Raw genomic sequence first — 14,414 nt, 5'->3', positions numbered from 1 at the left:
GGCTGTCCCATCTTTTTTATTATAAAAATAAGATCATGAAATCTATATCTTTAAATATCATTCTTTGTTTATTTTTTTTCCAGCTTGTTTTAGCTCAGGGAGAACCTGTAAATTATAAATATGATGATGATAATAATATTTCATTGTTGGATAAAAAAGAAGCTACTTTATACATTAGCTCTAATTCTCATATTGTTAACTCTCGTGCCTCTTTAAATCTTCAACTAATGGGCAATAACGTTCAAATTCAACAAATAGGGAATTACAATAGTGTTAATTCGTACCTCAAGAGTAAAATCATTGATATTTCCGTTGTGCAAAAAGGAAATAATAATGAAGTTTTACTCGATAAACAGGCTAATTCGCTAAACCAAAAAGTGATTCAGCTTGGTAATAATAATAAAATCCACGATTTTGCATTATATACAAAATACGATGTAACAATGGAATTAATTCAGAAAGGGAATAATCAAAATATTCAAAATTTTGGTTCAAATTCCATTTCAAGAGATATGAAGGTTATTCAATCTGGAACTGGAGCCTCCGTAATAATAATAAACAGTTCTAAGCAATGAAAACTTCAATGAAATTTTTGTCTTTTCTTATTTTAGTTTTGCTTTCTGAAATGTCCTATTCTCAGACGACTAATACTGTAGTGATAGCTAAAATTGAAGTTGAACAAAGTGAGCGGAATATTAAAATAACAGGTACAGCTGAAAATTTATCAGATATAGTTCAAAGTTTGTCATATAAATTGTCAGTTATTAAAAAAAATAAATCAAATAATAACCTCTCTAATAATATTCAAGAAGGGTTGTTTTCTTTAAATCCAAGTGAAAATAAAAATTTATCAACTTCTACAGTCAATTTGGGAACTGAGGATGAGGTTGTAGTTTTACTGCTCTTCTATAATGAAAATAAACAATTAATAGGAAAAGATAGAGTTGTGCTAGGGGATGAAAAAAAAAAGATAAAATAACAATTATTCCTTCTGATGCATTTGAACTAACAGGAATTATTTCAGATGACACAAAGACTAGGGTTGGAAAAGATTTTTACGATTTATTTTATTATTTATACAATGAATATAAAATCAATTCGATAAAAATTGTCAATTTGAACGAGGAATTTACTTTCTCTAGAAATACTAAAATAATTATAAGTATTGAAAATGAAATAATATATGAGTTTTTAACTAGACCGGATGAAGAATATCTAAATGAAATGGCTGAACAATCTATTTATGCAACTTATTTGCACCTTAAGAATTTAGAAAAGCAAACGAAATATTTTACTCAGTATTAATTTTATCATTTAACCTATGAAGCTTTTAATTTCTTTTACGATTTTCTTACTTGCCGTTCAATCAGCAAATGCACAAGGCTTGATTTACAAACCTAAGAATCCAGCTTTTGGAGGAGATACTTTTAACTATCAGTGGCTGGCAAGCTCTGCGGAGTCACAAAATAAATTTACAGATAAAACGATCTCTCAGGTGGAACAAACGGAATTGGAGCGCTTTACTTCGAGTTTAAATTCTTTGCTTTTAAGTCAAATTTCAAGTTCGCTGTTTAGACAACAATTTGGTAGTGATGGTATTAAAATAGGCTCCTATACTTTCGGCAGCTTATCCGTTGAAGTTTATCCTTCTTCGGGAGGTTTAACAGTAGATATTTTAGATACAAAAACAGGAGAAACAACTCAAGTAATCATTCCAAATCGATAATATGAGATTATACACCTACTTACCTTTGCTAATTTTTTTTTTAATCTCTAGTTGTGGTGCTTATTACAATCAGCCTACTGGAATAGAAAAAGCTGTTATTGGAGAAGGTACTCCAGCAACTACACTTTTAAAACAGCTTCCTAAGGCTAAAGAACAAATTGTAGTAGGACTCTATAAATTTAGAGATCAAACAGGTCAATACAAAGCTTCAGAAAACGGAAGTAATTTTAGTACAGCTGTAACTCAAGGAGCCACTTCTATTTTAATTAAGGCTTTAGAGGATTCAAAGTGGTTCATTCCTATTGAACGAGAAAATATTGGAAATTTGCTACAGGAACGAAATCTTATTCGCTCTACAAGACAGGAATATTCAAAAGATGCGGATCCTAATGTGCCTCAAATTACGCCACTGCTTTATGCCGGAATATTACTTGAAGGAGGGATTATTTCATACGATTCTAATATTATTACTGGTGGTTTTGGCGCACGTTACTTCGGTACGGGTGGCTCTATTAAGTACAGACAGGACCGCGTTACTATATATCTTCGAATGATATCAACTGCAAATGGTAAAATATTAAAATCTGTTTACATCTCAAAAACAATACTTTCTCAAGCCATTGATCAAAGTCTTTTTAAATATGTGAATTTTAAAAGATTATTAGAGGTAGAGACGGGCTACACAACCAATGAGCCTGTTCAAATGGCGGTGACAGAAGCAATCGAAAAAGCAGTTTCAACCCTTGTTTTGGAGGGAATAAAAGATAGAATTTGGGAAGCTGCTATTCCTCAGCCTGAAGTAGATATCGTCTTAAAAAACTACGCAAAGGAAAATGAAGAAGCAGAAGTTACTGCAATATTTGGAAGAAATTTAAAAGAAAGAAGGGCTAAACTTGCTTTGGAAATTGGCGGGGGAACGACTCTGATGGATGGAGATTACAGCAACCCAGAATTAAGGCCAATGGTCAGAGGTGGATTAAAATACTTTGTAGCACCAAGTTTTAATCTGAGCGTTTCTACAAATATTTTTAGTCTAGCAAACAAAAATTTATTGGATGCAGGTTACCTTACATTTGATTTGAATGGTGAATATATATTATTGCCAAAAGACCGGCTTACTCCTTTTGTTTTTGCGGGCACTGGTTTAGGAATGAGTAAAATTTCTGAAAATATTCATGGTAAAGTGCAATATGGTATTGGGCTCGAGTATATGGCTTCCGATAATATAGGAATTAAATTGTATGGAGAGCATAATCTCAATTTTAGCGATAATATCGACTATATAAAAAGAGGAGTGCGAGATGATTACTATTATCGTTTTGGTTTAGGATTAACCTTCTATTTTTTAAACAAAAATAAATCCATAGATGCCAAAGGCATGACTAATGCCCTGATGAAATAATCATAGCTCATTAATAATATTAATTCTATCCTGATGAAAAATATTTATCTTAAAATTAGTTTGGTCTTGTTGCTAGTTACAGTTTTCTCCTGTAGCGAAGAAAATTTTGCTGGAGAAGAATTTGGTACAGTTGAGGGTAAAGTCGTGAGTGCAATAGATTTTAAGCCTTTAGCAAATGTCAAAGTTTTTTCTAACCCAAATTCAAGTATAGTCTTTACAGATGAAGAGGGAAAGTTTGTTGTAAATAATGTAAAAGTAGGAGATTATTCTTTTGAAGCTCAAAAAGATGGATATATTACTAAATTTGAGGCTGCTACTGTAAATACTGGTAAAGCGACCAATTTAGTTTTTGAATTAAAATTATCAACGACGAATAACAAACCTCCAACTACTCCAGTTTTAGTTTCTCCTCCCGATAATGCTATTGATCAAGCTTTAGAATTAAATTTGACGTGGACAGCTACAGATACTGAAAAAGACAGTTTAAAATATACAATTACTGTGAGAAAGGACAATAGTAATGATATTGTGACTTATTCAGATATTTCTAAAACCAATTACACATTAAAAGGGTTGTCTTACAGCACCAAGTATTATTGGCAGGTTTCAGTTTCGGACGGAATAAATCCGCCGGTTTTAAGTGCTGTTCGAACTTTTACGACTATTGCTTTTCCAAACGCAAGATTTTTGTTTGTTAAGAATGAAACTAATAATTATGTTATTTATTCAGGAGATGAGAAGGGAGGTCAATTGCAATTAACTAGTTCGAGTGTAAACAGTTGGCGGCCAAGAAAAAATAATCAAGTTAAAAAAATTGCATTTATAAGAGCAAGTGGTGCACAAAATCATATTTACACAATGAATCCGGATGGCTCTGGAATTTTTAAAGTAACGAACTCAGTTCCTATTTCTGGATTTAATTCAGATTTTATAAATTTTTCTTGGAATGCCTCTGGAAGTCAGATTATCTATCCTTATTTTGACAAATTATATCGAATTAATAACGATGGTAGTGGTTTGACTAAAATTTATCAAACTCCAAATGGTAAATTTATATCAGAATGTGATTGGAGCAATGATGGAGCAAAAATTGCACTAAAAGTAAATGATGCTAACGGTTATAATGCTGAAATATATTTGATCAATGCAGCAGGAACCATCACTAATCAAATTATCTCTGGAACTTCTGGTGCCATTGGAGGTTTGAATTTTACCGTAAACAGTCAGAAATTAATTTTCACAAGAGATGTTTCTGGTTATGAGGATGCTAACTACAGGCAATTAGATACAAGAGTGTTTCAGTATGTTTTTAGTACTAATTTAATTAGTGAGGCAGGTTTAGAAAAACCAGCAGGAACGTTAGATTTAGATGTAAGGTATTCACCTAATGAAGCAGAGTTAATTGTCACGAATACTTCCAATGATGGTATATCTGCTAAAAACATTGTGAAATATACTCCATCTATCAATAATACAGGAGTTTCAAGAGTAATTTTATTTACCAATGCTAGTATGCCAGATTGGGAATGATAGCAATGAATCAAAAAAAAACACCCATTTCTAGCGAATTGGGTGTTTTTTTATGCAACAGTTACCGCTAAATTTGAACTAAACTCTTCACCAAGGACAATAGACAAAACCGAAAAAAAATAATTATCTTTGCCGCACAACTAGCAGCCTAAAAGCAGGCTTCACAACTATACTACATGAGTTCAGATACTTCAAAAAGATATGCTCTTCGCGGTGTTTCGGCATCCAAAGAGGACGTGCACAACGCAATAAAAAACATTGATAAAGGGTTGTTTCCGCAGGCTTTTTGCAAAATCGTTCCAGATTATCTAACTCAAGATGATGATTATTGTCTTATAATGCATGCAGATGGAGCGGGAACTAAATCCTCTTTGGCATACTTGTATTGGAAAGAGACTGGTGATATTTCAGTTTGGAAAGGCATTGCTCAAGATGCCTTAATCATGAATATTGATGATCTACTATGTGTAGGTGCTACAGATAATATTTTGCTTTCATCCACTATTGGTCGGAACAAAAATCTAATTACTGCCGAAGTAATTTCAGCAATTATAAACGGAACCGAAGAATTAATCAAAGAATTAGACTCTTTTGGGGTAACCATACATTCCACAGGGGGTGAAACGGCAGATGTAGGTGATATTGTTCGAACTATAATTGTTGATTCAACAGTTACAGCTCGTATGAAACGAAGCAAAGTAATTGACAATGCTAACATTAAAGCAGGAGACGTAATAGTGGGATTGGCTTCTTTTGGTCAAGCTACTTATGAGAAAAGCTATAATGGCGGAATGGGAAGTAACGGTTTAACATCGGCGCGTCATGATGTCTTTGGGAAGTATTTGGCAACTAAATACCCAGAAAGTTTTGATCCAGCAGTACCTGAGGAATTAATCTATTCCGGGCAAGTAAAATTGACCGATGCCGTTGAAAATTCACCAATAGATGCGGGACAATTAGTGCTTTCGCCAACTAGAACCTATGCGCCAATTATCAAGAAAATTTTAGATCTTTATACTTCTACTGAAATTCACGGAATGGTGCATTGTAGTGGAGGAGCGCAAACCAAAATTTTGCACTTTATAGAAAACTTACACATTATAAAAGATAATTTATTTCCAGTGCCACCATTGTTTCAATTAATACAAGAACAATCCAAAACGGACTGGAAAGAAATGTACCAAGTGTTCAATTGTGGACACAGAATGGAAATTTATGTTCCAGAAGCGACTGCTGATGCTATCATTGCGATTTCAAAATCATTTAATGTTGATGCCCAAATTATAGGTAGAGTAACGGAATCTGACGTTAAAAAACTGACGATTACCAGCGAATACGGAACTTTCGAATATTAATTAACCCATTGAATCAGTGTTGATTTTTTAATCTTTCAATATTCAATATTCAATAATTTTAAAATGTACGAATTACTTTTTTGGAAATATCTTGAGGGAATTTATTTAAACCATCATGAAGTGTATGAAGCTATTATCGAAGAACAGTCTCAAATAGAGGGTTTAGAAGAACTTCCTGTTCAAGTAATCTTGAATAGAATCGCATCGGTTTTTTCAAAATGGGAAAAAGTCGACGATAAAAGTTGGAAAAATAACACTGGGGTAGGTGCATTTCACATTAGAACCACGCCGCAGAGTATAAAAATTGATTGTTATGGTACCGAAGGAAAGACTATGGATGCCTTGGTAAACATAATGGAGGAATTCAAATGCGCCTTGTATGATCCTCAAGTCCCACAGCGATATGATGAAATGGCCGAGTAGTTTTTTTTAGAAGCTAATCCAGCACTCCGCTTCAAGTCCTCCCTTAAAAAAACATTTTCTATATCCTGAAAGGAGCTCCCGTTGGTCGCTCTTTCAGGACAAGAAAAATTATTTTTTTGCAGTCTGGGCTTTTCACTTCGATCTGGGCTAATTACGATCTGTGCTTTGAACCAGAGATAATGACAGCATACATAGCATTATTTTGTCCCCGTTTTATTCAAAAGAATGGGCTCTCCAAAACCAATTTGAGATAACTTTTTTAACTGTGTCTCTGCATCTCCTACTACTAAATAGATCATTTTATCAGGATTCAAATAGTTTTCTGAAAGCTTTTTTATGGCATCTATTGTGCTATTTTTTACAATTTTTTCCTGTTGTTTTGCATAATCATCAGCGTAATTATAGTTGCTAATATCATAAAGCATTTCTAGTTTAGACGACAACGTTTCAAATGCTCTGGCATTGCTCTTTATTAAATATCCTTTGGTTACTTCAAGGTCATTCTCGCTGAAATTTTTTCCGTACTGCTGCAAGATTTCCTTTATCAAATTCACAGATTCAAAGGTTACATTTGATCTAACACCACTAGAAATAAGGAACGGACCTTTATTAGTAGAACCAGAAAAGGAGGAGCTAATGCCATAAGTATATCCTTTTCCTTCCCGTAATTGCTGTGTAAGCTGTGATGCAAAACTACCACCACCTAAGCGGTAATTCATTATTTGGGCTGGATAGAAATTGGCATCAGTGGCGGCAAGCGCAGGATAACCAATTCGGATTACAGATTGTTTTGCCCCTGGAACATCATAAAAATAAATTTTTGAGGAGGCGATTGTATTCCCGATTGTAATTTTTGGAAAAGCAACATTTTTAGATTTCCAGCCCTTATTTAAAGAAGCTACTGAATTAAGAACATCCGTTTTTGAAATAGCGCCTACAATCTGAAAATTAGCGACAGAAGGAGCGGTGTTTTTAACGTAATAATTTTTCAAGTCCTCTAATGTAATTTTATTAACCGTGCTTTCGGTTCCAATGCGATTGTACCCTAAAATAGATTCATTTCCATAAATTAATTTTTTGAACTCATTTCTGGCAATGCTGTTAGGATCTGCTTTTTGTTGTAAAATCTGGCTTAAAGTACTTTGCTTGATTAATTCAAATTCTTTTGCATCCCAGCGCGGTTCTACTATTATTTCTTGAACTAATGCCATAGTAGCGTTGTAATTCTTTGCCAGTGTAGTAACCGAGATAAAAATTGCTTCGTCTGTTGCGTAGGTGTTAATTGTGGCTCCAAGACTTTCGATAGCATTTTCCAATTGTTCTGGCGTTTTGCTTTTGGTCCCTTTGGTCATCAGTTCAGCCAGCATATTCGAAACTCCTATTTTATCACTTTCTTCCAGCAGCATTCCCCCTTTTATTTGCAACTGAAATTGTACTAAGGGCACTTCTTGGTTTTCAATCCCCAAAACGTTTAGTCCAGATGACAACTTGCTTTTCCAAACTGATGGTAACTTCACATCAGGGCTATCACCATAAGCTGGTTCCATACTTCTATCAAATTTAGAAGGTGTTTTTTCATACGTTGACGCAATGCTAGCATCGAATGAATCTTCCTTGCCTTCAACGATTTTTTCCTCTACTACCGCGGCTAATGTGGAACCATTTAAGATTAAAGTTAATTCTCCTTTTGGAACAAAACTAGTGGCTACATACTTTTTTCCTTTGATGTATTTTTGATATACCCGCATCACATCTTCAGTAGACACTGCCAGAATGTTTTTCACATCTTGATTAATATACTCGGGTGTTCCCGCAAAAATTTCATATTGTGCCAGTTGAAATCCTTTTCCCAATACGCTGGACAAATTAGTGTAGAAAGCGGTTTCTTGTCCCGCTTTAATGCGGTCTAAATCTTGTTGTGAAATTCCTTCCGTTTCAAAGTTTTTAAAAGCTTCGTTAACGCCTTCCATAACTTCATTCAGATTTACTTTTTCAAATGCGGTTACACCTAACATGTATTGACCGGCTATTTCTGAATTGTATTGAAAGACATCAGCGGCATCGGTTAATTTTTTGTCTTCAACGAGGATTTTGTATAAAGGTGCTTTTTTACCTTTTGAAAGATAACTGGCTAGCACTTCTAGGGCATAACTATCAGGGTGATATTCGTAAACCGACGGCCAAGTCAATGTGAGTTGTGGCACCTTTGCAAAATTATCTTCATAATAAAGTTTCTTAGTTTCGGTCAATATTACAGGCTGTTTTTCCATTTTAGGAATTGACTCGCCACGTTTTATTTCTCCAAAATATTTTTCAACCCAAGCTTTAGTTTGCTTAACATCAAAATCTCCTGCAATAGTCAGCGTAACATTATTAGGAACATACCAGCGATTGTAAAAACTTTTTACATCTTCAAGAGTAGCATTTTGTAAGTCTTCTAATGAACCAATAACATCCCAATTGTAGGGATGCGTTGACGGGTATAAATTTTTAGATATTACAGAAAAGGTATGTCCGTAAGGTCTATTATCATAACTCTGTCTTTTTTCATTTTTAACTACCTGTTTTTCTTTTGATAGAACCGGTTCTGTTACGGTGTTTATAAAATAGCCTAATTTATCTGCTTCGGCCCAAATCATTTTTTCTAACGCATCTTTAGGGACGGTCTGAAAATAATTAGTACGGTCTCTACTAGTTGAACCATTTGCTCCAGCACCACCAATACGCGCACTCATTTTATCAAGACCTCCTTTGCCCAAATTCTCTGATTCCAAGAAAAGTAAGTGTTCAAACAGATGAGCAAATCCGGTTCGGCCAACTTTTTCTCTAGCAGAACCTACGTGGCTTGTCAAAGCAACAGCCACAACCGGATCTGATCTATCGAGGTGTAAGATGACTTGTAATCCATTATCTAAAGTAAATTTTTCAAATTCTACTTTGAATTCTTTCGATTTTTGGTTTTGAGAGTAAGAAGAACAGGCACTAAAAAGCAAGAAATAGAGCAGGAATGATTGGATTGATTTCATTTTTAAAATTTAGGTTTAGGTTTGTTTTTTACAGCAAGCGAATTTGTTATTTCAAAGAACTAAAGTAAGAAAAAATAATAATAAAGTCATTAAAGGGAAGCGCTTGATTTAGGAATTAAAGTTTAGAAGTATATTTTAGATTTTTGGTAAAGAAATTATTTTAAAAAGTGGAATATGACCGTAAAATAATTTTTAGAAAGCCTAGTTTATGGTTTACATTTGATGTACTCAATCGTTTTATGATTAATTGGAAAGTTTATGAATTCCAATTTTTCACAAGAGATAATCCTAGAAGATGAAGTCGTTTTGTTGCGGCCATTACAAAAATCAGACGTTGCTAATTTATTAGAAATTTCAATGAATGAGCCAGAAACTTGGCAGTATTCGTTAATTCGTGCTAATGAAAAAGAAAATCTGGAAAATTATATTCAAATTGCCTTAAAAGCGAGAGAAAATGGCTTAGAACTTCCTTTTATAGTTTTCGACAAAAAATCAGGAAAGTATGTTGGGAGCACTCGTTTTTATGATATTGATCTGTCATTCAAAACCCTTCAGTTAGGCTATACTTGGTACGGAAAAGCATTCCGAGGAACGGGTTTGAACAAACATTGTAAATTCTTGTTGTTACAGTTTGCATTTGAAAACTTAGGTGTAGAACGGGTAGAGTTTCGTGCGGATAATAACAATCAACGAAGTATTGCAGCCATGAAGAGCATAGGTTGTAGAGTAGAAGGTGTTTTGAGAAATCACATGCCAACTTTAGGAAGCGAATTGCGACGGGACACTATTGTTTTGAGTATCTTAAAAGAAGAATGGTTTTTAGATGTTAAAGCAAAACTGAAAAGTACCTTGTCATGCGACAGTTAGTAATAGGCAGAGTCATTGTGAGACTTAAATCATAGTGTCACTTCCGCCTTTGCGGTATCCAATTAATTGTCGGTATTTTGATTCTGTTTCTTTTAACTCTTGCTCCATCTGTTTGTATTTGCTAATGTCTTTTATAGTGACAACAGCAGCAACTACAGTGTTATTTTGATCTACCAATGGTCTACCACTGATCAGCACTCGTTTCTTTTCCTGTGCTACTGGGTTCCAAAGTATGATTTCGATATCCGTCGTCACCTCTCCATTTAGTGCGCGTTCCATGGGTAAATTTTGAGAAGGAAAAATCGTTTTCTCATCTGGAAAATACAATTCAAAGTGATTACTCAAATTAGGTGATATTTTGTCGTCCTCTTCAATTCCAAAAATTTCATTGGCCATGTGGTTGGCCATGATGATTTTTTTATCTGCATTTGCCACAATAATTCCCTCACTAATATTTTCGACAATTAGCCGCAGTTTTTCTTCATTTTCATAGAGATCATCAATGGCGGTTTGCTGTTCATATTCTAATTGGACAAGTTTTGTAACGTTTCGTCCAACCGAATAAAATACCCCATTCTTAACATCCATATTGCTGTTCCAATCTAGCCATTTATAGGAACCGTCTTCGCACAAGAAACGCGTCCTGAAATTTACAATAGATTTCCCTTTATAATGTTTTTCAAGTACTTCCGTGGCCATTTGTTTGTCGTCAGGATGAATTAAATCTATGAATTTTATTTTGTCCATTTCATCTTGATTGTATCCAAGGGTTTTCGTGAAGGCTTCATTGATTTTGATGAAATGCCCGTCCTTGGCAACCGTTAGAATATCGAATGCCATATTGAAAAACATATTCGATATTTTTAGAGATTCTTCATTTTTAACTAATTTTGTAACATCTCTCGCAACAGCATACAGTACTCCTGTTTGGATATCAATGGTCATGGTCCAATCCAGTAATTTATAAGTGCCATCTTTAATGCGTTCCCGAACTCTAAAACTAATAACAGAGTCGCTAATTTGTAAATTTTTAATTGCATCTGTAACCATTTTGGAATCATCAGGATGTAAAAATTCTAAAATAGAACGGTTAATTATTTCATTTTGGTCATAGCCAAGAATCCTTGTAAAGGCTGGATTAACTTTTATAAATTTGAGGTCTTTGATTACTACAAACATATCAAATGACATGTAAAAAAACATGTTAGAAACACTTAACGCATTTTCAATTTCTTTTTTATTTGTAATGTCACTGGCAACAGCGTATAACAATTCGTTTTTAACATCCGGAAAAACGGACCAAGCCAACCACTTTATGCTGCCGTCTTTGCAAATGTATCTGTTTTCAAACTTGATAGAAGAAGCTCCTGTTTTAAGTTTAGCAACTTCTTTTTGCGTAATTTCAAGATCATCAGGATGGGTAAATTCCAAAAAGTTTTTGCTTAAAAGCTCTTCTTCTGAATATCCTAAAATTCTACTAACCGACGGATTAACTTTTATGAATTTTTGCAGCGTTGAAATAATCATCATTTCTACGGACATCATGAAGAATTTGTCCGCAGCCTTTGATGATTCTTCTAGTTTTTTTCTTTCGGAGATATCGGTAAAAATTCCACCTATGGCATATATTCTTTTAGTGGCATCATAAATAGGAAATTTGACCGCGATATAGGTGTGCTCGCCATCTGCCTGCTGAATCGTTTCTTCTGTTTTTAATTCTTTCAAAGCTTTGACTACTTCAAAATCCGAATTTCGATAGGCGTTCGCAGTAAGCGGTGCCAGAAAATCTTGATCCGTTTTACCTGCTATTTCTTCATTAGATATTTTAAACAAGGATTCAAATTCTTTATTAATTAACAAATATTCTCCATTTATTTTTTTTATAAATATAGGACTCGAAGTATTATCAATTATGGATTGCAGTAATTGCTTATTTTCTGAAAGTAATTTTTGGGAAATATCTTTAGCACGAAGTTGAGCTCGGATAATAAAATAGACAATGGTCAACAAAATGATAGAAAGAATAATTAGTGAAATTTCAATCCAATTCAATGAATTGTCTAAAGATTGATCTCGTTTTTTGTCAATTCTTAAGATAAAAACCCAGGCTATTGCAAAAACAACAAATAAATTAAGGATGAAACCAATTATTATTTTTTTTTCTAAAGAAATTTTCATGGTACAACAGTATTTAATTCAAAGAAAGTCAGTCGAAATTTTACTATTCTAAAATAAATATAAGTACATGAAAGTTAGTGATTTAAATTTAATTTTCAATCATTTATTTTTGTGTTCGAAAGAGCGTATTGTAGTGACTGTTACCTTTTTGCCTTCTTGCCACTTGCCCTAGCGAAGTGCATCGGTTGTCGATGGAGTTAATTTAAAGGCAATTAAAAAGCACAATTGCAGCTAGACTCAGATGGCTATCAGGGCTTCGGATACTTTGCCTCGAACTTCATAAGTGTTGACGTCATGCAAACGATTCCAATCCTTAGGATGGAGTATTCCAGTCCGAATTTATTGTTCGTTCGCCGGGGTGAACCCAACCAATCCTTGCCTGTTAGCAACAATATTGATTTATTATATCATTTAGTTTTTTCGAATCATTTTCTTCAATATCACTTAGATCAAAATCAAAGCTTTTCCCATCATTTTTGTAAATCGTCAAAATATGGTTCTCTAATTTCGTACGTTCAATCGTTTCAAATGAAATTGATTTTCCAAAAAAGGAATTAATTCGAATGACCATGCCTTTTTTATTCCATTGCAGATAATTTTTGTACCAGAACATTCTGGAGAAAAATACGGCTTGTGATGCGTATCCAATAGCACTAATTCTTTTATTTATGATTGGGTTGTCAAACTGAATTATTTCGAAAAAACCGAAAATAATACAAACTAACGACAGTACGATCAACGAAATAAAAAACCAGCTGGTTTGTAAATTATCAAATTTAATTCTTTTCATTTATGTTAATTTTTAAATAATTGATAAGAATAAAGGATTTCGTAGGACTGTCAAACGAACAGTCATTCTCATTTTTAATGAACACAATAGACTTTCTTGAATTTAATAACAAGTTTCTCTAATTAGGACTTATACTAATTGATTTCGAACAATATGATTTAATTCATCTGTATATTTCTGTACTTCAAGAAACTCAAATAAATGATTTACTTTCATTATCAATATTTTTTATACATTCACAATATTCATTAGGAAATTTTACTGTTTGCGTATGTAAATCTTTAAATACTATATCTATTATCAAATATATTAAAATTTTCTTACAAAGCACCTAAAAAAATTTTAAGTTGGTTGATGTTTTGGAACAGTAATCTCACTATTTCATTTATAGATGCCACTTTTTCTTGCAGATCATGCCCCTAATAATATTGCTTTGGCGAGAGTGCTTCTAGTTTTGTGCTAACTTTTAGTTGCAAAAAGTAGTCGACTTTTTAAAAATCTTTCCGAACTTTGCAAGCTAAGACAACAATAGGTATTACGTGCGATTCCACATTTGGCGAAAGCAGAATATAGCGCGTACTTACGACTAATAACCAATAAAAAATAATCAGCTACAAATGAAAATAATCCCAAAAAACGGAATTGAGAAGCTCATTTTCGGAATGAAACAGAATGATGTCACGGGGCTTTACGGCAAGCCAGATCGCAATTACAAGGACGAAGATGACAATGTGATTTTTGCGTACAACAAACTAAAAATGCGTTTGACTTTCTATATCGAGGAAGATTTTAAATTGGGGTATATCGTAGCCTCGAGTCCAGAGCTGGAATTGTTTGGATTTAAATTGATCAACAGAAAAATTAGTGAGGTCAAAAAAGATTTAGCAACTAAGGGTATCACTAAGTTCACTCAGGAAGAATTTGACACGTTTGAGAACTACTTCAATGAAGAAAACTGGATTATTTTTCAAACCGAATTTGATGAGGTTGTGAAATTTGAAATAGGTGCTATTATCAATCAAAAAGACGAATTCGATTGGAAATTCGGAAAGAAATAAAGTCTGTTTTATCTGTATTTTAAAGACACATCCATCGAATGGATACTAAAAAAAAACCC

Annotated in this window: 13 protein-coding genes; 10 read left to right on the top strand and 3 right to left on the bottom strand. The window is 33.6% G+C overall.

Translation table 11 applies throughout. From position 1 onward, the window contains the following. The first annotated feature begins 35 nt into the window (after positions 1-35). The 8 genes from BUA03_RS11930 to BUA03_RS11895 all read left to right on the top strand — a co-directional run bounded on the left by BUA03_RS11930 (position 36) and on the right by BUA03_RS11895 (position 6,436). Positions 36-575, top strand: a complete 540-nt coding sequence (locus BUA03_RS11930; RefSeq protein WP_066082461.1) for a hypothetical protein — start codon at positions 36-38, stop codon at positions 573-575. Beyond that, on the top strand, positions 572-979 hold the full coding sequence (csgH, locus tag BUA03_RS11925; protein WP_245792635.1) for a curli-like amyloid fiber formation chaperone CsgH: 408 nt from the start codon (positions 572-574) through the stop codon (positions 977-979). Before BUA03_RS11930 ends, csgH begins: the two co-directional genes overlap by 4 nt. Further along, complete coding sequence (locus BUA03_RS11920) at positions 976-1,305, top strand: CsgE family curli-type amyloid fiber assembly protein (RefSeq protein ID WP_317041105.1); 330 nt, start codon at positions 976-978, stop codon at positions 1,303-1,305. Before csgH ends, BUA03_RS11920 begins: the two co-directional genes overlap by 4 nt. Before the next feature lie 16 nt (positions 1,306-1,321). After that, positions 1,322-1,726: a curli assembly protein CsgF gene (locus BUA03_RS11915; protein WP_066082459.1), complete on the top strand. Its 405-nt coding sequence runs from the start codon at positions 1,322-1,324 to the stop codon at positions 1,724-1,726. A gap of 1 nt (position 1,727) precedes the next feature. Continuing rightward, positions 1,728-3,128 carry a CsgG/HfaB family protein gene (locus tag BUA03_RS11910; RefSeq protein WP_066082457.1) on the top strand — a complete coding sequence of 467 codons (1,401 nt, stop codon included), beginning with the start codon at positions 1,728-1,730 and terminating at the stop codon, positions 3,126-3,128. A gap of 33 nt (positions 3,129-3,161) precedes the next feature. After that, on the top strand, positions 3,162-4,658 hold the full coding sequence (locus BUA03_RS11905) for a carboxypeptidase regulatory-like domain-containing protein (RefSeq protein ID WP_066082455.1): 1,497 nt from the start codon (positions 3,162-3,164) through the stop codon (positions 4,656-4,658). Between the two features lie 176 nt (positions 4,659-4,834). Further along, entirely contained in the window at positions 4,835-6,013 is a 1,179-nt protein-coding gene (locus BUA03_RS11900) for an AIR synthase related protein (protein ID WP_066082453.1), read from the top strand. Between the two features lie 63 nt (positions 6,014-6,076). Continuing rightward, a complete protein-coding gene (locus tag BUA03_RS11895) occupies positions 6,077-6,436 on the top strand; it encodes a hypothetical protein (protein ID WP_066082449.1) in 360 nt (119 codons plus the stop codon). A 197-nt stretch (positions 6,437-6,633) separates the two neighbouring features. Here the strand turns inward: BUA03_RS11895 and BUA03_RS11890 are convergent, their stop codons facing one another. Further along, a complete protein-coding gene (locus BUA03_RS11890) occupies positions 6,634-9,462 on the bottom strand; it encodes a M16 family metallopeptidase (protein ID WP_066082447.1) in 2,829 nt (942 codons plus the stop codon). A 258-nt stretch (positions 9,463-9,720) separates the two neighbouring features. Between BUA03_RS11890 and BUA03_RS11885 the strand changes: the two genes are divergently transcribed. Next, positions 9,721-10,329: a GNAT family N-acetyltransferase gene (locus BUA03_RS11885; RefSeq protein ID WP_066082445.1), complete on the top strand. Its 609-nt coding sequence runs from the start codon at positions 9,721-9,723 to the stop codon at positions 10,327-10,329. 24 nt (positions 10,330-10,353) lie between these two features. Here the strand turns inward: BUA03_RS11885 and BUA03_RS11880 are convergent, their stop codons facing one another. Beyond that, positions 10,354-12,507: a PAS domain-containing protein gene (locus BUA03_RS11880; protein WP_066082444.1), complete on the bottom strand. Its 2,154-nt coding sequence runs from the start codon at positions 12,505-12,507 to the stop codon at positions 10,354-10,356. 382 nt (positions 12,508-12,889) lie between these two features. Next, a complete protein-coding gene (locus BUA03_RS11875; protein WP_066082442.1) occupies positions 12,890-13,297 on the bottom strand; it encodes a hypothetical protein in 408 nt (135 codons plus the stop codon). Positions 13,298-13,914: 617 nt separating this feature from the next. Between BUA03_RS11875 and BUA03_RS11870 the strand changes: the two genes are divergently transcribed. Then, the gene (locus BUA03_RS11870) at positions 13,915-14,355 is read left to right on the top strand and encodes a hypothetical protein (protein WP_066082440.1); all 441 of its coding nucleotides are present in this window, start codon (positions 13,915-13,917) and stop codon (positions 14,353-14,355) included. The last annotated feature ends 59 nt before the right edge of the window (positions 14,356-14,414 follow it).

This window comes from Flavobacterium fryxellicola, assembly GCF_900143245.1.
GTDB classification, from domain to species: Bacteria; Bacteroidota; Bacteroidia; order Flavobacteriales; family Flavobacteriaceae; genus Flavobacterium; species Flavobacterium fryxellicola.
The sequence above is the reverse complement of the archived record's forward strand: the minus strand, read 5'-3'. Positions and strand labels throughout refer to the sequence as shown.

Coding starts and splice junctions, on each gene's coding strand:
- BUA03_RS11895 (WP_066082449.1), top strand. CDS start 6,077: ATGTACGAATTACTTTTTTGGAAATATCTTGAGGGAATTTATTTAAAC.
- BUA03_RS11930 (WP_066082461.1), top strand. CDS start 36: ATGAAATCTATATCTTTAAATATCATTCTTTGTTTATTTTTTTTCCAG.
- csgH (WP_245792635.1), top strand. CDS start 572: ATGAAAACTTCAATGAAATTTTTGTCTTTTCTTATTTTAGTTTTGCTT.
- BUA03_RS11915 (WP_066082459.1), top strand. CDS start 1,322: ATGAAGCTTTTAATTTCTTTTACGATTTTCTTACTTGCCGTTCAATCA.
- BUA03_RS11900 (WP_066082453.1), top strand. CDS start 4,835: ATGAGTTCAGATACTTCAAAAAGATATGCTCTTCGCGGTGTTTCGGCA.
- BUA03_RS11890 (WP_066082447.1), bottom strand. CDS start 9,462: ATGAAATCAATCCAATCATTCCTGCTCTATTTCTTGCTTTTTAGTGCC.
- BUA03_RS11905 (WP_066082455.1), top strand. CDS start 3,162: ATGAAAAATATTTATCTTAAAATTAGTTTGGTCTTGTTGCTAGTTACA.
- BUA03_RS11880 (WP_066082444.1), bottom strand. CDS start 12,507: ATGAAAATTTCTTTAGAAAAAAAAATAATAATTGGTTTCATCCTTAAT.
- BUA03_RS11870 (WP_066082440.1), top strand. CDS start 13,915: ATGAAAATAATCCCAAAAAACGGAATTGAGAAGCTCATTTTCGGAATG.
- BUA03_RS11885 (WP_066082445.1), top strand. CDS start 9,721: ATGAATTCCAATTTTTCACAAGAGATAATCCTAGAAGATGAAGTCGTT.
- BUA03_RS11910 (WP_066082457.1), top strand. CDS start 1,728: ATGAGATTATACACCTACTTACCTTTGCTAATTTTTTTTTTAATCTCT.
- BUA03_RS11875 (WP_066082442.1), bottom strand. CDS start 13,297: ATGAAAAGAATTAAATTTGATAATTTACAAACCAGCTGGTTTTTTATT.